At 50.8% G+C, this 18438-nt stretch carries 22 protein-coding genes, 1 tRNA gene and 1 riboswitch; of the genes, 7 read left to right on the top strand and 16 right to left on the bottom strand.

Translation table 11 applies throughout. The features are described from left to right. Nucleotides 1–95 precede the first annotated feature (95 nt). Entirely contained in the window at nt 96–944 is an 849-nt protein-coding gene (gene ylqF / locus ACYZZ0_RS12180; protein WP_461536903.1) for a ribosome biogenesis GTPase YlqF, read from the bottom strand. Between the two features lie 150 nt (nt 945–1094). Between ylqF and ACYZZ0_RS12175 the strand changes: the two genes are divergently transcribed. Further along, nucleotides 1095–2102, top strand: a complete 1008-nt coding sequence (locus ACYZZ0_RS12175) for a CobW family GTP-binding protein (protein WP_461536902.1) — start codon at nt 1095–1097, stop codon at nt 2100–2102. On the opposite strand, the gene ACYZZ0_RS12170 is transcribed toward ACYZZ0_RS12175, so the two are convergent. Further along, nucleotides 2008–2964 (bottom strand): LysR substrate-binding domain-containing protein, encoded by a 957-nt coding sequence (locus ACYZZ0_RS12170; RefSeq protein WP_461536901.1) that lies wholly within the window; start codon nt 2962–2964, stop codon nt 2008–2010. The genes ACYZZ0_RS12175 and ACYZZ0_RS12170 overlap by 95 nt on opposite strands. Before the next feature lie 210 nt (nt 2965–3174). Here ACYZZ0_RS12170 and ACYZZ0_RS12165 point away from each other — a divergent pair, with 210 nt between their 5' ends. Further along, a complete protein-coding gene (locus tag ACYZZ0_RS12165) occupies nt 3175–3327 on the top strand; it encodes a hypothetical protein (RefSeq protein WP_461536900.1) in 153 nt (50 codons plus the stop codon). A 93-nt stretch (nt 3328–3420) separates the two neighbouring features. On the opposite strand, the gene ACYZZ0_RS12160 is transcribed toward ACYZZ0_RS12165, so the two are convergent. The 5 genes from ACYZZ0_RS12160 to ACYZZ0_RS12140 form a co-directional block, all read right to left on the bottom strand. Then, entirely contained in the window at nt 3421–3807 is a 387-nt protein-coding gene (locus ACYZZ0_RS12160) for an SET domain-containing protein (protein ID WP_461536899.1), read from the bottom strand. Nucleotides 3808–3863: 56 nt separating this feature from the next. After that, nucleotides 3864–4562 (bottom strand): SAM-dependent methyltransferase, encoded by a 699-nt coding sequence (locus ACYZZ0_RS12155; protein ID WP_461536898.1) that lies wholly within the window; start codon nt 4560–4562, stop codon nt 3864–3866. A gap of 360 nt (nt 4563–4922) precedes the next feature. Continuing rightward, a tRNA-Pro gene (locus ACYZZ0_RS12150) sits at nt 4923–4999 on the bottom strand. A gap of 103 nt (nt 5000–5102) precedes the next feature. Continuing rightward, nucleotides 5103–6464, bottom strand: a complete 1362-nt coding sequence (locus ACYZZ0_RS12145; RefSeq protein WP_461536897.1) for a class II 3-deoxy-7-phosphoheptulonate synthase — start codon at nt 6462–6464, stop codon at nt 5103–5105. 302 nt (nt 6465–6766) lie between these two features. Then, nucleotides 6767–7003, bottom strand: coding sequence for a YdcH family protein (locus ACYZZ0_RS12140; RefSeq protein ID WP_461536896.1), 237 nt, complete (start codon nt 7001–7003; stop codon nt 6767–6769). Between the two features lie 364 nt (nt 7004–7367). Between ACYZZ0_RS12140 and ACYZZ0_RS12135 the strand changes: the two genes are divergently transcribed. Beyond that, nucleotides 7368–7604, top strand: coding sequence for a hypothetical protein (locus ACYZZ0_RS12135; protein WP_461536895.1), 237 nt, complete (start codon nt 7368–7370; stop codon nt 7602–7604). Here the strand turns inward: ACYZZ0_RS12135 and ACYZZ0_RS12130 are convergent. Then, nucleotides 7601–8461, bottom strand: coding sequence for a sulfurtransferase (locus ACYZZ0_RS12130; protein WP_461536894.1), 861 nt, complete (start codon nt 8459–8461; stop codon nt 7601–7603). The genes ACYZZ0_RS12135 and ACYZZ0_RS12130 overlap by 4 nt on opposite strands. Further along, nucleotides 8461–8826, bottom strand: coding sequence for a hypothetical protein (locus ACYZZ0_RS12125; protein WP_461536893.1), 366 nt, complete (start codon nt 8824–8826; stop codon nt 8461–8463). Before ACYZZ0_RS12125 ends, ACYZZ0_RS12130 begins: the two co-directional genes overlap by 1 nt. A 35-nt stretch (nt 8827–8861) precedes the next feature. Here ACYZZ0_RS12125 and ACYZZ0_RS12120 point away from each other — a divergent pair, with 35 nt between their 5' ends. Both ACYZZ0_RS12120 and ACYZZ0_RS12115 read left to right on the top strand, forming a co-directional pair. Further along, nucleotides 8862–9308 (top strand): cereblon family protein, encoded by a 447-nt coding sequence (locus ACYZZ0_RS12120; RefSeq protein WP_461536892.1) that lies wholly within the window; start codon nt 8862–8864, stop codon nt 9306–9308. Nucleotides 9309–9415: 107 nt separating this feature from the next. After that, nucleotides 9416–9874, top strand: coding sequence for a YiiD C-terminal domain-containing protein (locus ACYZZ0_RS12115; RefSeq protein ID WP_461536891.1), 459 nt, complete (start codon nt 9416–9418; stop codon nt 9872–9874). A gap of 86 nt (nt 9875–9960) precedes the next feature. On the opposite strand, the gene ACYZZ0_RS12110 is transcribed toward ACYZZ0_RS12115, so the two are convergent. The 3 genes from ACYZZ0_RS12110 to ubiU form a co-directional block, all read right to left on the bottom strand. Continuing rightward, the gene (locus ACYZZ0_RS12110; RefSeq protein ID WP_461536890.1) at nt 9961–10428 is read right to left on the bottom strand and encodes an outer membrane lipoprotein; all 468 of its coding nucleotides are present in this window, start codon (nt 10426–10428) and stop codon (nt 9961–9963) included. Nucleotides 10429–10522: 94 nt separating this feature from the next. Next, nucleotides 10523–11398 carry a U32 family peptidase gene (locus ACYZZ0_RS12105; RefSeq protein WP_461536889.1) on the bottom strand — a complete coding sequence of 292 codons (876 nt, stop codon included), beginning with the start codon at nt 11396–11398 and terminating at the stop codon, nt 10523–10525. A 13-nt stretch (nt 11399–11411) separates the two neighbouring features. Continuing rightward, on the bottom strand, nt 11412–12410 hold the full coding sequence (ubiU, locus tag ACYZZ0_RS12100; RefSeq protein WP_461536888.1) for a ubiquinone anaerobic biosynthesis protein UbiU: 999 nt from the start codon (nt 12408–12410) through the stop codon (nt 11412–11414). Between the two features lie 152 nt (nt 12411–12562). After that, nucleotides 12563–12663: riboswitch (purine riboswitch) on the top strand. Between the two features lie 43 nt (nt 12664–12706). On the opposite strand from ubiU, the gene add reads away from it, so the two are divergent. Beyond that, the gene (gene add / locus ACYZZ0_RS12095) at nt 12707–13702 is read left to right on the top strand and encodes an adenosine deaminase (protein WP_461536887.1); all 996 of its coding nucleotides are present in this window, start codon (nt 12707–12709) and stop codon (nt 13700–13702) included. Nucleotides 13703–13721: 19 nt separating this feature from the next. Here the strand turns inward: add and ACYZZ0_RS12090 are convergent, their stop codons facing one another. Together ACYZZ0_RS12090 and ACYZZ0_RS12085 are read right to left on the bottom strand one after the other, a co-directional pair. Next, entirely contained in the window at nt 13722–14675 is a 954-nt protein-coding gene (locus tag ACYZZ0_RS12090; RefSeq protein ID WP_461536886.1) for a peptidoglycan DD-metalloendopeptidase family protein, read from the bottom strand. 100 nt (nt 14676–14775) lie between these two features. Beyond that, nucleotides 14776–15201, bottom strand: coding sequence for a secondary thiamine-phosphate synthase enzyme YjbQ (locus tag ACYZZ0_RS12085; RefSeq protein ID WP_461537155.1), 426 nt, complete (start codon nt 15199–15201; stop codon nt 14776–14778). Between the two features lie 378 nt (nt 15202–15579). Here ACYZZ0_RS12085 and ACYZZ0_RS12080 point away from each other — a divergent pair, with 378 nt between their 5' ends. After that, nucleotides 15580–16290 (top strand): hypothetical protein, encoded by a 711-nt coding sequence (locus ACYZZ0_RS12080; protein ID WP_461536885.1) that lies wholly within the window; start codon nt 15580–15582, stop codon nt 16288–16290. A gap of 6 nt (nt 16291–16296) precedes the next feature. Here ACYZZ0_RS12080 and thpR read toward each other — a convergent pair whose 3' ends face one another. Together thpR and menE are read right to left on the bottom strand one after the other, a co-directional pair. Next, on the bottom strand, nt 16297–16845 hold the full coding sequence (gene thpR, locus ACYZZ0_RS12075; protein WP_461536884.1) for an RNA 2',3'-cyclic phosphodiesterase: 549 nt from the start codon (nt 16843–16845) through the stop codon (nt 16297–16299). Between the two features lie 40 nt (nt 16846–16885). Further along, nucleotides 16886–18352: an o-succinylbenzoate--CoA ligase gene (gene menE / locus ACYZZ0_RS12070; protein WP_461536883.1), complete on the bottom strand. Its 1467-nt coding sequence runs from the start codon at nt 18350–18352 to the stop codon at nt 16886–16888. Nucleotides 18353–18438: the final 86 nt, after the last annotated feature.

Here is an 18438-nt window from a genome sequence, read left to right as displayed (position 1 = left end):
TATCTATGCTTAGCGGATGTGGAATGAAAATGAATCAAAAAAGCCTCCATTATTATTTTTCGTCTGAGGCTTTTTTCAGTGTTTAAAAGACGCTGTTACGCCTGTTGAGATGTAACCATCTCCGGCGTTTCCAGAGTTATATTGCCCAGTGTTCCATCCCTGAATTCATTGATCAGAATCTCGGCCACTTTATAGGTATCCGCAATACCACCCCGGCGCATACAACCACGGCGCAGACCAATCGCATCAAACAACTCAATACCACTTTGGGGCGCTTCATCCAGGTTATAGCGTTTTACCAGCAGCTGCGGATATGCTTCCAGCAGATATTCCGCCAGAAACATTGCCACATCTTCCAGCTCGATCACGGTATTCTTGATCGCACCACTGACGGCCAGTCGATAACCACAGGCTTCCGGAGTCAGCTTGGGCCAAAGAAATCCGGGGGTATCATGCAGCACAATATTGTTCGCCAGGCGAATACGTTGCTGCGCCTTGGTGACCGCAGGTTCGTTGCCGGTGCGGGCAATATTACGGTTTGCCAGGGTATTGATCAGCGTCGACTTTCCCACATTGGGAATACCCAGAATCATGGTCCGCAGTGGCTTCAGATCACCTTCACGTTCCGGCACCATTTCACGACAAACATTTAACAGGTTTTTGATTTTATCCGGCTGTTGCTGGGTCAGTGCAATCGCTTTTACACCGCGATCCTGTTCCAGGGTTTTCACCCAGGCTTCTGTCACCGCTGGGTCTGCCAGATCACTTTTATTCAGAATCTTGATACAGGGGGTATCACCACGCAGCCCGGGCACTAGCGGATTCTCACTACTGAATGGCAAGCGTGAGTCCAGCACCTCGATAATCAGATCCACCTGCGGCATTGCTTCCCGAATCTCCTTGCGGGCCTTGTGCATATGTCCGGGAAACCAGTTAATTGCCATTACATCAAATCTCTAGTCTGAAAAGAGCGCTATCTTAACCAGCCTTTATGTCGCTGTCAGGTCAGATGGCCTGATTTATATACTCAACATCAGGTAGTCAGCCACAACCTCAAATCGTTATACTATAACATTCTCAGAGGTACCCGAGTCATGTCACACCCTATTCCCTGCAATCTGATTACCGGTTTCCTTGGTGTTGGTAAAACAACCGCCATTCTTCATCTGCTGGAAAACAAACCGGAAAATGAAACCTGGGCCGTTCTGGTCAACGAGTTTGGTGAAATCGGTATCGATGGTGCCATGATGCAGGGCAAAGGTGCTGTGATCCGTGAAGTGCCCGGTGGTTGTATGTGCTGTGTTGCAGGACTGCCGATGCAGATCGGACTGAATATGCTGATTGCCCGCAGCAAGCCCGACCGGATTCTGATAGAACCCACAGGTCTGGGTCACCCGGCCCAGATTCTGGATATTCTGCATGGGGAATATTATCAGGATGTGCTGGATCTGAAGGCTACGCTTTGTCTGGTCGACCCGCGGCAGCTGGCAGAACCGCGTTATCTGGAAAACGATAACTTTAGGGATCAGATTGCCATGGCCGATGTTCTGATTGCCAATAAAGCTGACCAGTGTACCGAAGAACAGCTGCAGGCATTTGATGATTTTGGCAGCAATCAGCAGCCTCCCAAAGCACTGGTCACCCAGGTTTCTCAAGGCGAACTCAATAAAGACTGGCTTGACCTGACAGCGATAACACGCGCTGCAGCAAAGCCCGACGCTCATAAGCATCATAAGGCCATGCCGGATATCGGCCCGCTTGAGCTACAGCCGGGCGAAGAATTCCTGCGCCGGGAAAACAAGGGACAGGCTCACTTTAGCTGCGGCTGGCTGTTTGCAGATACGGTAGCGTTTTCCTTTAACAGACTGTTTCTGTTGTTTAACAGCCTGGATGTGAAGCGACTGAAAGCGGTTGTTAAAACCGATATGGGTGTCCGCGGCTTCAATATGCAGGAAGGCGTGTTAAGCGTATTGGAACTGGACGAAGCCGCAGACAGTCGGATCGAGGTTATTGATTCGACAGATTCGGCGCAGAAGACTCTGTGGCATGAAATTGAAAATCTGCTGCTGTCATGCCGGCTGACGGCTGATGTCGAAGAATAAATTCTGACAGGTTACAAATCATACCACTGCGGTATTTCTTTTTGTTGAACAACAGATAGAAATGCCGCTTCAACACCAGATCACTGACATTGATAATGGCCAGCTCTCCGGCCTTCACCAGCCGCCACACTGCCAGTTTTGAAATACAACCCAGACCAAGACCATCCGCAACAGCTTGTTTAACGGCTTCAGCACGGTTGAGCTGTAAGCAGATTTTCGGTGCACCGAGCCGGCCAGCAATAAATTCATTAAACAAATCACGTGTGCCTGCACCGGGCTCGCGTAATATCCAGCGCTCATCACGCAATGCCTCCAACTCCACCTCGGTATTGGCCAAAGGGTGATCCGGCGCACAGATAATCACTAGTTCATCTTCTCCCCAGGTCTGGACTTCGATATCCGGGTGCAGACAGGTACCTTCCACCACAGCCATATCAATCTTGAAACCCGCCAGCCGCTCGACAATACGCTGGGTATTATCAATATGCAGATCGGTATGAATGCCCGGGTACAGGTCGGAAAAAGCCACCAGCATCCTGGGCATGATGTTATTGCCAATGGTGGAACTGGCATCGATTTTCAAAGTGCCGGTTTCATAGCCACTGCCTACAAACTGGCTTTCAATTTCCTGAGCCCGGTCAACCAGTTCACTGGCGGAAGATAACAGCGCCCTTCCCGAATCATTCAATGTCAGGGATGCGCCCTGATGCCGGTCAAATAGTGGACCTAAGTGCTTTTCCAACTCGTTCAGCGCCATGCTGGCAGCTGGTTGGGATATGCTCAGTTGATTCGCTGCAGCGGTCACCCGACCGTTCTGGGCGATGGCTCTGAAGATCTGTAGCTGGCGCAGGGTAATATGCATTTGTCACTAATGTCTGCATTCACAAATAACTCAGGTCGCACACACTACTCCCGTCTGGCATGGGCTACAACACCCTGACGCTTAACTTATAAGCAGCGCTTATAGGTCCTCGAATTTATATTGATTATTCAGCTGGTATTGCAGTCCATATAATTCAAACCATCCCCTTCCAGCCATCATGGAAGAAAACAAGAATTCTGGAGTACCCTCATGAAATCCGCTGCCACCTGGATTGAGCTGAAGAACAAAACTGCCGCTTTTGAACTGCTGCTGAAATACAAAAAGTCTCAAATGAAGCAAGGCTGGGGCAACCTGTCTACTTTCTGCGAGGAAGCAGACAAGCACCTGAAAGAACGCTCTTAAGTGCTTTATTAAATAGCTTTGCCATGCCGGAACTTATGCGCGCAGCAACTTCCGGCATAACATCCCTTCATCTCAGACCTTAAATCCCAACGCTTATTTTTCCCACCGAATTTTGTCGCTATCCCATAAAGGGGATTGATCATTGGGTGAGCCATTGTAATTAATCGTGATTTCCATATTGGGCTGAATGGTTTTAATTGCAATGAACTCGATAACCTGATCATCCATTTTTGGCACATAGACAGCATTGGGCGTATAAGAGTGGTTGTACATCGAGCCCAAACCCAGTGCGATTGCGCCACAGCTATCCTGCTTGCCCCAGCTGAAGTAGTAATGGTAAAGCATGGTTTTATCGACCAGCTTCAGTTCATTGGCAGGAAGCTCCAGTACCGGGCAACGCTCGATTAATGCATCCCTCTCGATTTTTCTGGTTGAGAGCACGCCTCGCCCTTTGGATCCGCAGTTGGCCACATAAAGCATCAGTTCGTTTCCGGTTGTTATTCTGGGTTGTTTTTCTGGATGGTCGAAGCAAACCTTTACGATCTGACACTAATGTAGATCGTCCCTTTTCCCCAAAGATAACGACCACTGATTTCTTTAACTGTCGAAAAACTGCCATCATCTACCAGACGAGTCACAGGCCAGCTCACAGTAATAATCCGGGTGCCCGAAGCCGTTGTTTTCAGTAGCGTTGTTAATCCCGGGAAAGCCTCTTCTTCAAATGCTGTGCCGTAAAGATAGACAACCGTCGCGGCAGAAAGATCAGCCTGCATAATATTTTCACAACGAAAGTGAGCAAGATGACTTTTGATTCTGCATCGCACAGATTCCGCCCTCCGAATAAAAACCGGATTCAGATCAATGCCTGTTGCTTTAACCCCAAGCACCTCACTGGCCCAGAACACCAGTCGTCCACGGCCACATCCAAGCTCATATAAATGATCTTCACGATTAATATCAGCTGCTTTAGATATTTTGGAAAATGTAGAAAGCCAGGTTTCCCCATACCAGCGCTGAACATCGCGGGTAGAAAAACGTTTGAGGTAATTGAAACAGATGCGGTCGGAGTTGGTGAACAGATACTTTAACTGAATCAAACTATCCGCAAGAGCAAAGCGTGGATACCGATAGTAGCGCCATACCACCCGCCAGAATTCAATAATTTCACAGGCATGGTAATAACAGCCAAACAGCAAATATTCCGGATATTTTAACAGCGCCTTGAGCCGCTTCATCAACGGCAGCTCCGACAAAATTCAGCCTTGCTATCCAGCATCCTGGCTGCAACTTCAATATTGGTCGAAGCATGCCCTGAACCTGTATTTACGTCCAGAATCCCTATTCCCAATACGGCAAGGGTTAAAATTAATATCAGAGTCATATAAGCGGTCTGCATAATGAGATCCTTCTCTGTTGCAAGCCAATAACTCTAATGTACTACTGCTGTTCAAACAGGCAAGTTCAGAATCTCGGTATTAGCGCCGTGCTCTATAACTCAATCGGAAAGCTCGTACAGGCTATTTCTTAATTTATTATTTTCTTGATAGACCTGAACGAAAAAAGCCCTGCTTGAAATCAAGCAGGGCTTTTAAATATGGTCGGAGCGAGAGGATTTGAACCTCCGACCCCCACAACCCGAATGTGGTGCGCTACCAGGCTGCGCTACGCTCCGAAAGATGGGGCGTATTTTAAGGATCAAACGCCGACTGTCAAAGGGTTCTTGATGCGTAATATCCGAACCCCGTTTCCAGCCGACAAATATCCTGTTAAATGCCTCAGGCCTGCTGAGTCTTGCGGCAGGCTTTTAGGGTCTCGGAGATCAGGAAAGCCAGTTCCAGCGCCTGATCCGCATTCAGGCGCGGATCACAATTAGTGTGATAACGGCTGGACAGGCTTTCTGCAGTCAGGCCGTGAGCGCCACCAATACATTCGGTAACATTGCGACCTGTCATCTCAAAGTGGACACCACCGGCATAAGTACCTTCAGCCTGATGCACTTCGAAGAAATGCTTCACTTCTTTCAGAATGGAAGACACCTCACGGGTTTTATAACCGTTGGCAGTACTGATGGTATTGCCGTGCATCGGGTCACAACTCCAAACGACATTACGACCTTCCTTTTCAACTTCCCGGATCAGAGGAGGCAGTCCTTCCTCTACTTTACCGGCACCCATTCGTACGATAACGGTGATGCGTCCCGGTTCGTTGTCTGGGTTCAGGGTATCCAGCAGTCGAATCAGCTCCTCCGGCGGCAAGGTCGGACCCGCTTTCAGTCCCAGCGGGTTTTTAACTCCACGCAGGAATTCTACATGTGCCGCATCCGGCTGACGGGTACGGTCACCGATCCACAGCATATGGGAAGAGCAGTCATACCAGTCACCGGTCAGGCTGTCCTTACGGGTCAGTGCCTGTTCGTAGGGCAGCAGCAGTGCTTCATGAGAGGTATAAAAATCGGTTTCAGCCAGTGCCGGGGTATTGGCTGTGGTCATACCACAGGCTCTCATAAAGGCCAGCGCTTCATCGATTCTCTCGGCCAGCTGCTGGTAGCGTTCGGACTGGGGGCTGGAAGCGACAAAGTCCAGATTCCAGGCATGAACCTGATCCAGAGACGCCAGACCACCCTGGGCAAAAGCGCGCAGCAGGTTCAGGGTAGAAGAAGACTGGTGATAGGCTTTCAGCATTCGCTGCGGATCAGGAATGCGCTCTTCGCTGGTAAAGCCGGTGGCATTGATGATATCGCCCCGGTAAATCGGCAGTTCGATCCCGTCCCGGTTTTCCAGCGGATTACTGCGTGGCTTGGCAAACTGACCGGCCATTCGCCCGACTTTCACCACCGGCACACCGGCTCCGAAAGTCAGGGCAACCGCCATCTGCATCAAGACTTTGAACATATCCCGAATATTGGTGGCCGAGAACTCGCTAAAACTTTCCGCACAGTCACCACCCTGCAGCAAAAAGCCCTGACCAGCAGCAACACTGGCAAGACGGGATTTCAGCTGGCGCGCTTCACCGGCAAAAACCAGCGGCGGCTGCTTTGCCAGTTCCAACTCCACATCCTGCAGACGAGCCTGATCGGGGTACTCAGGCATCTGATATGCCTGACGGCTTCTCCAGGATTCGGGACTCCATAAACCCATTAGATTCCTCAACTTCTCTCAAAACGACAGCGCAATGAAGACACTGTCCACGACAGGGTTACTCAGAGTAGCCTTGCCGTAATTAACTGTCTGGTTAGTCTACTGCATGGAATATGGGTGTCTACAGTGGAAAACTGTACTAGCCACACAAAATGTACACTTACTGGCTTTTTCCCGAATAAGGGTCTGAAAAGTCATATATATTGGGACAACAAGTCATAGAAAATGTTGCAGTGCACAGCCCCGTCACACAGAGGACTGATCATACGGGTTCAGGCTGCCACTGACAGCCTGACAATCAGCTAGCGGGACAGTTTCTGGTAGATTTCATCTTTAAGATGGACACGGCGTCGTTTCAAACCGTCAAAATAGGCATCACTGGAGGGAACATCCCGCATCTCAAGCCCCCTCACCTCGTGATCCAGCTCATGGTACTGTTTGACCAACTGCCTGAAGCCATCGTCGCTTGCTTTCAGTTCGGTGATTCTGGCCATATGACCGGGAAAATCATCATTCAGGTTGTGCTTTTCTCTCAGCATGCCATTACCTCCATCGGAATGTCGTCCATCAGTTTAGCTGCTACAATTGAGCCGGCATGACAAATAAGAGCTTGCAATCCTGCAGTGAACATGATGGGATTAGCACCTGACAAAAACGTCAGTATTAACCGAAACATAACGCTTCGAGAACAGTTTCCAAAATAATGAAAACAATCACCGGCACCACCAAGATGACCAAACGCATGTCCATTATGGGGACAAGCGGGGGCATGTTGTGGCCGGGTAAAAACTGAAACCCGAAGCAAAGAACACCACGAAGCCCCCGCACCGCAAGGTCCGGGGGCTTCGTCGTTCAGGGCCATTCAATTTTTAAATGGCCACTGTTTTAACTGGAAGGAAGAAAATGAGCGAATTTAACCTGAAGCTGGTCGCCAACAATGCTCCGGGCAGTCTTGAACAAATTCTGGAATCCACTGTGAGCCAGGGTTTCAATATCACCCGTTTTGATGCAGAGCTGAAAGGCGAACGTGATCAGTATGAGGTCACATTGCGCCTGCAGGGATCACAACCGAAAGAGTCCCTGATTCTGGCCCTGGCCGGTTCTTCCAGTATTCGTGAACTGATGCCCTGCCGCCGCTAGGAGCCTGTTGCGACAGGACGGGAAAGATCAGTAATCCAGTGACTCCAGGAGCCCGCATAAAGCCGGGCTTCCGGTAGTCCGGCCACAGCCATGGCCAATTGAAGATTACAGGCAGTTACGCCTGAACCACAGTAGCAGACTACATCTTCAGCGCCGGCAATGGCTTCGCCAAACAGCTGTTTCAACGCAGTTGCAGAAAGAAACCGGCCATCGGCGTCATAGCAATCGGTAAACGGTACGCACACAGCTCCGGGAATATGCCCGGCAACCGGATCAATGGGTTCTTCTTCGCCACGGAACCGGGCCGGTCCGCGCGCATCAAGCAACCTTATACTGCCGTTATCCAGAGAGGCTGCAATTTCATCGGCTTCCGCCAACATCACTGTTTGCTCGGAAGCAGCAAATGGTTTTGGTTCAACAGCAGCACGCTCTGATGACAGGGGCAGCTCACGTTTCAACCAGCCGCTCATACCTTCGTGCAGTACTCTTACCTTGCTGTGCCCCAGCCAGCGCAACAGCCACCAGGCCCGGGCCGCGGCCATAGCTGCACCACCGTGATCATAAATAACAACCGGTGTTTCCTGATCAATGCCCCAGGTTCCCAAGAGTCTGGCCAACTGTTCCGGGTTCGGCAGCGGATGCCGACCAGTAACTCCGGATATAACGGGTGATGACAGCTGATCATCCAGATGGGCATAAACAGCACCGGGAATATGAGCCTGCTGCCAAGCCTGATATCCGGCGGTTTTATCCATCAGGCTGAAGCGGGTATCCAGAATAACCAGCCGCTGTTGCTGCTCCAGCGCACGGGCCAGTTCTTCTGCTTCGATCAGACAATCCGGTTGCGGGTTGTGCATCAGTTCTGCTCCGACTCGTTTTTTTCAAGCGCGGCCTGTTCAACAATCTCTTCATCCAGCAAGACCTTGCCAGACAGCTCTTCCCGGACATTGACCCCATCCAGCGCCCCTTCACCTAAAGACTCTTCATCAAAGCCTTCAAACAGAATCCGGGTAACATCCTGAGTTTCAGGTTCTTCCGTTTCTTCCGGCAATTCCTGCCATGCAGAATAGTCGTTATCGGCCTCATCACTGGTAGTGATGGTTTCTTCCGGTACAATTTCTACCGGCTCCGGCTGGTCACTGCCGGTATTCCAGATACTGATTCCGAGTATCAGCAGCAGAATTGATAGAATCACTGCAGCAATTACATAACTTTTCGGCATTTCATTGCACCTGATATTGTCTTGTATATGTTCTGATGGTTGTTTCCGCTACGATCCCTGAAGCCATGAGCGTACTGTTTCTACGACATCCGGCAAATGAGACACCAGTCTCTGCTCCGCAACAGCATTCGTCAACATCCTCTGAAACCATTATTGGTCGTTCTGAAGAGTGGCTACTGTGCCGTCACTGTGAGGCCAAAATCACCTCCAGCCAGCAGCGTATTGTGGTGCAGGATTCGCATCTGCATACCCAGTGCAACCCCGGCGGATATCTGTTTCATTTTGGCTGCTTTGAGATAGCGACCGGCTGTCGTCTGGCAGCTCCAGTCAGTCGTGAGTTCAGCTGGTTTGCCGGTTACAGCTGGCAGATAGCACTTTGTAACCAGTGCCAGAATCACCTTGGATGGCACTTTTCAAAAGCTGACCCAGCGCATGCTTTTTATGGCCTGATCCTGTCACAGCTTGCGACAGAAGCCTCGTGATCATACCATCTGCCACAGATTCATAAATGATGTGAATGCCCTGATTCACCGATTACATAGTATGCCTGCAACGGGTATACAGCAGAAAGAAAAGGCGTATAGCAGATATGAAGACAGCAAAGGAACTCGAGCAGTTTATTCTGGACAATATTCCATTGAGCCGGGCCATGTCACTTCAGGTCAGTGGCTTCACTCTGCAACCACCCTCACTCACTCTTACCTGCCCGCTCACACCCAACAGCAATGATAAAGGCACCGGCTTTGCTGGTAGCATTGTATCCTGTGCCACGCTGGCTGGCTGGGGGCTGACTTCATTGCTGGCCGCTCATAACAATATCGATGCCACAGTGGTTATTGCATCCAGCAATATCGACTACCTCAAGCCCATCACTGATGATTTTCAGGTGGTCGCCACTCTGGCAGCCGAGGAGTCGGTTGAACGTTTTAACCAGGGGCTGGACAGTAAAGGAAAAAGCCGACTCAAGGTCCATATCAATGTGATGCAGGGAGAAATACTGGCTGCCAGCCAGTTTGGTCTGTACGCCGCCAGGGAAAAACGGGGCTGACACGCGCTTATTTATCCGACTAGACAAAAAGGCCCCTGTGATAGCAATTATCACAGGGGCCTTTGAGTATTACCCTGACGCTCTGATCAGTTCAGAACCACACGGGTTGCCGAGCCCTGATCCAACACTTTGACACGGGCACCAATGGCAAAATTCTGTGCCGGGTCGACTTCCTGAACCACCGACAGGTAGCCGCCATTGTCCAGCTGAATGGTAATATTCACACCCTGCTTACGGGTCAGCCGCTCCTCAGCCCAGTTGCCCAGCAAGCCACCACCAAGCGCTCCGGCAATGGAATAAATTGTGGTTCCCTTGCCACCACCCAGCCCCGATCCGCCGATGCCACCAACCGCAGCGCCGGTAGCAGCACCGATGCCACTTTGGGTACCTTCAATCTTGACCAGCTCCAGCTCCTTGACGGTACCATAGCGTACGGTCTGGGCCTGACGAGCCTCACCCCGGCTATAAGCTGTACCAGTCAAATCGGCCATACAGCCGGCCAGTAACATGACCATCACGGCGCTCAACGCCAGCATCCATGTATTCTGTCTCATCTATCCACCTCGTCTGACGGACGTGTCATTACTTAAACTGTATTTCCAGTAAGACCATCCCGCCAGCCGAAGGGTTCATTTTTTCGTACAGAAGTCAGGACAGGCTGACCCGCTCCATGCCGGCATCACCGAACCAGTAACCATTACAGGCATTGACCGGCAAGACTGAATCCTGCTTGCCCTGTAATAACCCCTGCAGGCGCTCAATGGTTTCCGGTGCATCCAGTTCAGCCGCAATCCGCATGCCGGTGACGCCGATTTTCTGCATTTGCTGCCATTGTCCCAGCAGGTCACAGTGGCGACCGGACAGGGTCTGGATGCCATTCAGGGTAAATACGTCATCATTTTCCTGACTGGCTGCTGGCAGGCCTTTCGGATACTCACCACAGACAAAGCCACAGCTGTCCTTGGGGGTATTGCGTGCCCGGGCGGTAAAGCATCGAGCGGAATAGGCCAGTGGCAGGAAGCCCCAGCTGAAGACTTCAGTCTTGATATTCAGCCCGGCCTGCTTTGCCTCTGCCAGCAACAGCTCCAGCTGCTCGGCAGACATTTCCACAGGCGGCACCCAATGGGTCATGCCCAGCTTTGCCATCAGCGACAGGGAGTGAATATTGTAAATATTCATGGTGGGGCCACAGCTGAAAGGCAGCCCCTGCTCGGACAGGTAGTGAACAGCCGCCATATCATTGGCTTCAACGGTAAACCGGCCATTTTCACAGATACGCTTGAGCATGCTCAGCTCGGATTCTGCTTCAATCAGCCCCAGTGTACTGAGCACGACTTCCTTACCCGCAGCCTGCAGCATTTCTGCCAGTTGCAGCCAGTCGCTCAGATTGAGTGCACGTCGCTTGGAGCAAACGGTCTCACCCAAATAAACCCGCTCTACCGGCAGTTCGGCCACTTTATTGTAAAAGGCCAGTACTTCATCCCGCTTCCAGAAGAATGGCATGGTTCCCAGTGTAATCTGCATCCCTTTCTCCTTATTACTGCCAGGGGCGGCTGTACGCGCCGAGTGTTGTCTGTGAGCCCTCGGAAAGGCCTGCCATGGTTTCTTCCCACTGACTATCAACAGTAAAACCTTCAGGGTTGGCCTTGCAGCGGGCAATGGCCTGACTCCAGACACGAGCAACATCAGCCGTATAAGCCGGGCTGCGCTGACGTCCTTCAATTTTCACTGCAGAGATACCTGCTTTCATCAACTGTGGCAGCAGGTTCATGGTATTCAGACTGACCGGCTCTTCAATAACGTGGAAGGTTTTACCATCACAGTTGTAACGGCCCTTGCACAGTGTCGGATAACCAGCACGCTCTCCCGGCGCAAAACGGTCGGTCAGTACACCGTTCAGACGGCAGTCCAGACTACCATCGGATTTTTCTTCCCAGCGTACCGCAGATGCCGGCGAACAGGCGCCAAAATTATTGGGTGACTGTCCGGTCATATAAGACGACAGCAGGCAACGACCTTCAGCCATAATGCACAGGCTGCCAAAGGCAAAGACTTCAAGAGGAACCGGCGTATTTTCAGCCAGCTTGATCACCTGTTTCAGGGACAAAACCCGGGGCAGTACCGCCCGCTTGATATTGAAGTGTTTCTGATAGAAAGCCAGTGAAGCCTTGCTGGTTGCCGAACCCTGAACTGACAGGTGCAGCGAGGTATCAGGGTGACGTTTGGCAGCATAATCCAGCACACCGGTATCTGCTGCAATAATGGCATCCGCGCCGAGATCGGCCGCACTATCTACGGCCCGCTTCCAGCTGTCCCAGCGTCCCGGCTGGGGAAAGGTATTAATGGCCACCAGCAGCTTTACACCGCGGCTTCGAGCATGGTCCAGCGCCTGTTGTGCTCTTTTCTCATTAAAGTTGAGGCCGGCAAAGTGCCGGGCATTGGTATCATCCCGAAAACCGATATAAACGGCATCGGCACCATTTTCAACAGCAGCCTTCAGTGCCGGAAGGCTGCCCGCCGGACAAACCAGCTCCATAATTCATACTCCGGATACAAATTATGGCGGATACTAGCAAGCACTAACCGGCCACTTTGTGATATCTGTCAACTCAAGGCTTTATACTGGTTACCGGACACTTATTAGGAAAAGTCCCTGTTGATCCATGTATTACGGCAGTGCTAGGCTGTGTGTCGACGTCAAAATGACTTCATATAATCCCGTTAATCTGGTTCGGGAGTTTCTACCAGGCACCGTAAATGTCCTGATTATGAAGTATGCAACTGTTGCTGCAGCAAGCTTACTGCGACTGTTTCATACCCCCTGAGTAGAATATGAATTCTTTTGACCTGCCCAAAATAGATCTACATTGCCACCTCGATGGCAGCATTCGCCCCCAGACTATCATTGACCTGGCGCTTGAACAGGGTATTGCTCTGCCTGCAGATAATGTCGCCGAACTCAAACCTCACCTGATTGTTCCTGACGACTGCCCAAACCTGGACGAATACATCAGCCGTTTCGCACTGCCAGTTGCCGTTATGCAAACCGCTGAGGCCATCGAGCGCATTACCTTTGAGCTGTACGAAGATGCGGCACAGGAAAACGTCAAGTATCTGGAAGTGCGCTTTGGTCCCTTGCTCCATATGCAGCAGGGACTGACACTGGATCAGATTATTGACAGCGTCGTCAAAGGCATCAAGAAAGCAGAACAGCAGTACGACATTCACGGCAACTGCATTCTGTCTATTTTAAGAACCATGCCCAAGGATCGGATCAATGATGTTATCGATGCCGGTGCCCGCTACCTGAACGACGGCGTGGTCGGGTTTGATCTGGCGGCCAGTGAATTACCCGGTTTCTGCCATGAGTTTATTCCCTACGCCCAGTACGCTCTGGAGAAAGGCTACCGCGTCACCATTCATGCGGGTGAGCAAGGTGTCGGTCAAAACGTCTATGATGCCATCGAACTGCTGGGTGCCGAGCGAGTGGGTCACGGCATTCATATTACCGGTCACGCTGAAGCCTATGCCCTGGTAAAATCCCGCAATACCGGACTGGAAACCTGCCCGACCAGCAATGTTCAAACCAAAGCTGTAGAACGACTCGAAAGCCACCCCTTCGGGGCCTTCTACCAGGATCAGTTACCGGTCACCATCAACACCGATAACCGGACTGTATCCAATACCACGATGACCGAAGAAGTTCGCAAAGTAATGGAGCAGTTTGATCTGAGCCGGGAAGATTACTTCCGGATTTATCGGACCAGTGTTGATCAGGCTTTTGCATCTGAAGCCGTCAAGAAACATCTGCTGTCTTTTGCTGAATAATCAACAAAGCGGGAGAGCTCTAGTCCATTAACACCACTAATTTTTCAGTGCGTGCTTTAAACCCGGCCAATTCGGTATCACTTAACAGGCTGTCATCCGGCAGCCTGACTTTCATTACATCAACAGCCAGCCCGTCTATAGACATTTCATAGTGCAAATGGGGCCCGGTAGACAAACCACTGTTACCACTACGGCCAATGATCTGCCCTTTTTTAACCCGGTCCCCGCTTTTAACATTCAGGCTGTCGAGATGCAGAAACCGGGTGACATAGCGTCCGGCCGTTTTGATTTCGATATAGTTTCCGGCCTGCGGGTGGTTTTTTACAGCCCGTACGACAACTCCGGCTGCTGTCGCCTTTACCGGAGTACCCACAGGCACCGCCCAGTCGGTACCTTTATGGGGTGATATTTTGCCGGTTACAGGATGAACCCGGCGCAAGTTAAAATCAGAGCTGATGCGAAAGCCTTTGCCGACAGGGTAACGGGAAAAAGAAGTACCCAGTCGTAAACCATCCTCAGTGTAAAACTGCCCGTCCTGATCTTTCAGTGCCGTAAAAGTGCCTTTGGTTAAATGCAGCCGTGCGGCCAGCAATTCCGGATTACTGCCTGATGTCCCTGTCAGCAACACTTCAAAGTGATCACCCGTTCGTAAATCACGACTGAAGTCGATCTGTCGCTGAAAGAGGGTTACAAATCGCTGAAGAACCTTCGGCGACAAACCTGCGGCCCGTCCACTGCGATAAAAATTGCCCTGAATCGTACCCTCGATACGCTTGATAGTTGCAGCAGGAAGCTCTGTGGTTACATTGACACCATAGTCCGTAGCATGACGATCATGATCCTGTCGCTGCCGGATAATCAGATTTTCCTTTGCCAGCACCGGATTGACTACAGACAACATCACTGCACAGACAGTAACCAGACCCAGTATTTCCGTCCCCCGGATTTTTATTCTACTTACTATCCCCTGCATGCACTGCAACCCTATTATTATCGAAGGTTGCAGTATCCTCTCCTGTCTATCAGACGCACATTCCCAGATTCACCTAAGGCAATGCTCCCTTGCAGCAAGGTTAACGGGATTCACCCTGCAAAGTAGCTATTATGCTTCGGCTGCCACCATGATCCCTGTGCTCTCCCAACCATATGCCCTGCCATGTTCCCAGTGACAGCCGTCCGTTAGTAACGGGTATCGTCAGTTCACACCCCATCAGGCTGCTTTTGATATGAGCAGGCATATCATCTGGCCCTTCGTAAGTATGCTGGTAATGCGGCTCGTTTTCCGGCGCCAGTTTATTCAGATGTCGCTCCATATCAGATCTGACAGTCGGATCCGCATTCTCATTGATCGTCAGTGAGGCCGAGCTATGCTGGATAAACAGGTGCACCAACCCCACCCTGTAACCCTGCAGTTGAGGCAAATTTCGCAAAATTTCATCGGTAATCAAGTGATAGCCACGGGAATAAGGTCTGAGCTGAATCCGTTGCTGTTGCCACATATAAATATTTTCCAAATAAGTTTAAGAGCCTGTTCATGATCTTTCGTGGATAGCGAAAATGTTGAGAAAAAACTCAGGTGCTTCGATTTTTCGAGGCGCATAGTGGTGCTATGTAACGAGGAAAAGCGGAGCACCTGAGTTTTTTATCGGCATTTGCAGCCCTCGATAAGATTGTGAACAGGCTCTAAATAACCGGATAGAGAAGCCCGTTATATACGGTTAATCAGGCATTCCCCTCATGGTTTATTTCTATACAACATAAAGTTGCAGCATAGAATGAAACTGGATCACTATATTGATCAACTGGCCCAAGGCTGCCGTATAGCATCACCTTCAGTCCTGACCTTAAGCCCGGAGTTCGCCCGGTGTCTACATTCGATGATTTCAGCACAAACTGCCGGGCAGCCTGTATTCAGCAGACTGGTCGTCCATAACACCCTGTTAACCATGCGGCCCCAGACCACCCATGAAATCGGCGAATGTGGTTTCCGGGGGATTGACCAAATGATAAGGACAAGTCGAGCAGGACAACGGGTGGTAGGAAACTTTCATAACCACCCTGCAGTGACCAGCGATGCAGTGGCCACTGCACCGCCCTCCATTCGTGATATTCTGCTGACTCACCAGATTCCGGACAGAATTTATACCAGAGCAGCGCTAACCCTGATTCAAAGCGGGCATAGAATTTATGCGTTGATTGTACGGAAACGATCCAGAAGCCCAGACTATCGTCAGGTCAGACAAGCCTTCCAGCCCTACGACAGTCATCTTCCCGGACGGGATTCACCACTTTACGATGCAATTTTTTCCGGCCTGCATCTGGCCCGTTATACCGAATCCAAAGGTGATATTCCCACCGCTATGCGACAGATGCGGGATACGCTTGATCTGATTCCGGGTTATACCGCCAACGTTGAAAGCAGTCGCATGATTATGAACCGGGATCTGGCCCAAACACTCAACCACGAGTTCTTTACTGCAGAATTTAATCCTGAAACCGGGACGCAGGCTTTTGAACAGCTGCAACTGATCCGGGCAATTTCCGAAACAGCCACCAGCGAAGATGATGAGGGCTTTGAAGTACTGTAATGCGTGCTAACCGGTCAGTACCACACTGTCCAATACCTGATATTTTGCCCCGGCTGAATCCAGCCGGCTCTGCATCAGGTCAACTTGGCTGACCTGAAACAGACAGGATTCCACATCATCAAGGCCAAAGTATTCAACACTTGCTCCACGCGAAAAACGAGCCAGCGTAATATGAGGTAGAAAGCGTTTATGCTCAGGAGCAAGGCCATGTATTCTGGCAATATCCTCGAGCCGCTTTGCCATGAACTCCAGCTCAGGCGAGCTGTTGACTGCAACGGCCAACACCTTGGGGTGTTTACCCCGCGGCAGCAGTAGCATCTTGCCTGACTCCAGTTTCAGTGCGGGCTGACACTGTAAAAACAACCGGGCATCATCCCAGAATGACTCCAGCAGATATTCTGGTACTTCTCCCAGAAAGCGAAGGGTTATATGGCAGTTCCCCGGTTCCAGCCAGCGCATTTTCTGAAAGCCGGAACCAAAGTCATTCAGCATGGCTTCAGCCTGTAACTGCCTGCTGAGTTCTGCTGTCAGATTGATCGCTATAAATGCTCTCATAATATCGCCAGCTTAACTCCGGTTTTAGACACACAGCAGTTCAACTATTAACAATAAAGCCATCCCGGAGCGTATGCTTCTCACCATTAGACATGATTTCCAGCGCACGCTCTTTGTAGTGACGACGATTAACTTTCAGCCCGGAATCAGCCAGTGGCCCGGAACACAGAATAAAATAATCCGGCACTTTAAACTTTGCCAGAGCTGCTGCCAGTCGTTCAGCTATCTGTGGGGCTTCAAGTCCGGAGTTTTTACGATGGATAAAAGCAACCGGTCGCTGACCGAACTCTTGACTGTTAACTGGTACAACCAGCGCTTCGGCAATATCCGGATCCGCCTGAAGCACTCGCTCGATTTCTTCCGGCTGAATATTTTCTCCACCGGAAATCATCATATTATCCAAGCGCCCTTCCACCAACAGCTGCCCCTGAACCCAGCGCGCCTTGTCGCGGCTATGAAACCAGCCATTTTCATCTCGAACTGAATCCAATTCACCATTTATCCAGTAGCCTGAAAATACCCCCGGCCCCCTTAGCAATATCTCGCCATTGTCAGCCAACACTATGTCCCTGCTAGGTAACGGAGCTCCGGAAGTCAGCACCCCGTTGATATCAATTGGCTCCCCACAACAGGCCAGTGCGGTTGTTTCTGTCATACCGAAACTGGTCAGCACTTTTAAACCCGCTGAACGACACTGCTGCACCAGTGAAGGCGTAACCGCACTGCCACCCAGCAGCATGACCCTGGCTGATGTCTGCGACCAGTCCAGATCTGAATCCAGCAACCGGTACAGCTGAGTATTCACCATCGACAGATGGGTGACATGCTGCTGGCGCAGGATACCTGCAAGCTCTGCTGTCTTCTCTGGCAGGATCAGTGCCGCAGAAGCCAGCAAGCAGCGGAAGATAATCGCCATACCGCCGACATGAAACAACGGCAGAGAAAACAGCCAGCCATCACCGGCATGCAAGTCCAGTATATTTTCGGAACAACGGGCACTGTCCACAAAGTTCGCCAGAGAAAGCGCCACGGCCTTGGCTTTACCACTGCTTCCGGAAGTCATTAGCAATGTACAGATATCGGAATCTTGCAGCTGCAGTTCAGCCAGCGCATCACGATCGCCCGGATCTCTGGCGGTACCGTTCCAATTCAACAGATTGGCCATTATTCCGGCATTCTGGTCAGGCTCTTCAAGCCAGCAAGCCTGTAAATCCAGCTGCAGAATCAGCGAATTTAAATGCTGAACGGAAAATCTGGGGTTTAGCGGACAAACAACAACCCCCTCTCGCCAGCATGCCAATAACAGGATGAGCAGCTGCGGCGAATTATGGCTGACAATGCCCAGTCGTTGCCCGACAGTTACGCCATGTTGACTCAATACTCGCCGACAGACTTCGACTTGATAATCCAGTTGCTGATAACTCAGTACACTCTCGCCGCAAGCCAGTGCAGTATGATTCGGGAAGTGAATGGCATTGTGTCTCAAAGGACAGTAAATAGAAGACATAGATGTGAAAACAGAAAGGAATAGCAGTCTGGCATTCTAGGCTCTATAGCCTTAAGTTGACAGCGCCCTTAGCCAGGCTGCTTTTA

This window comes from Spongorhabdus nitratireducens (assembly GCA_947387575.1).
Taxonomy (GTDB): Bacteria; Pseudomonadota; Gammaproteobacteria; order Pseudomonadales; family Endozoicomonadaceae; genus CANDOC01.
The sequence above is the reverse complement of the archived record's forward strand: the minus strand, read 5'-3'. Positions and strand labels throughout refer to the sequence as shown.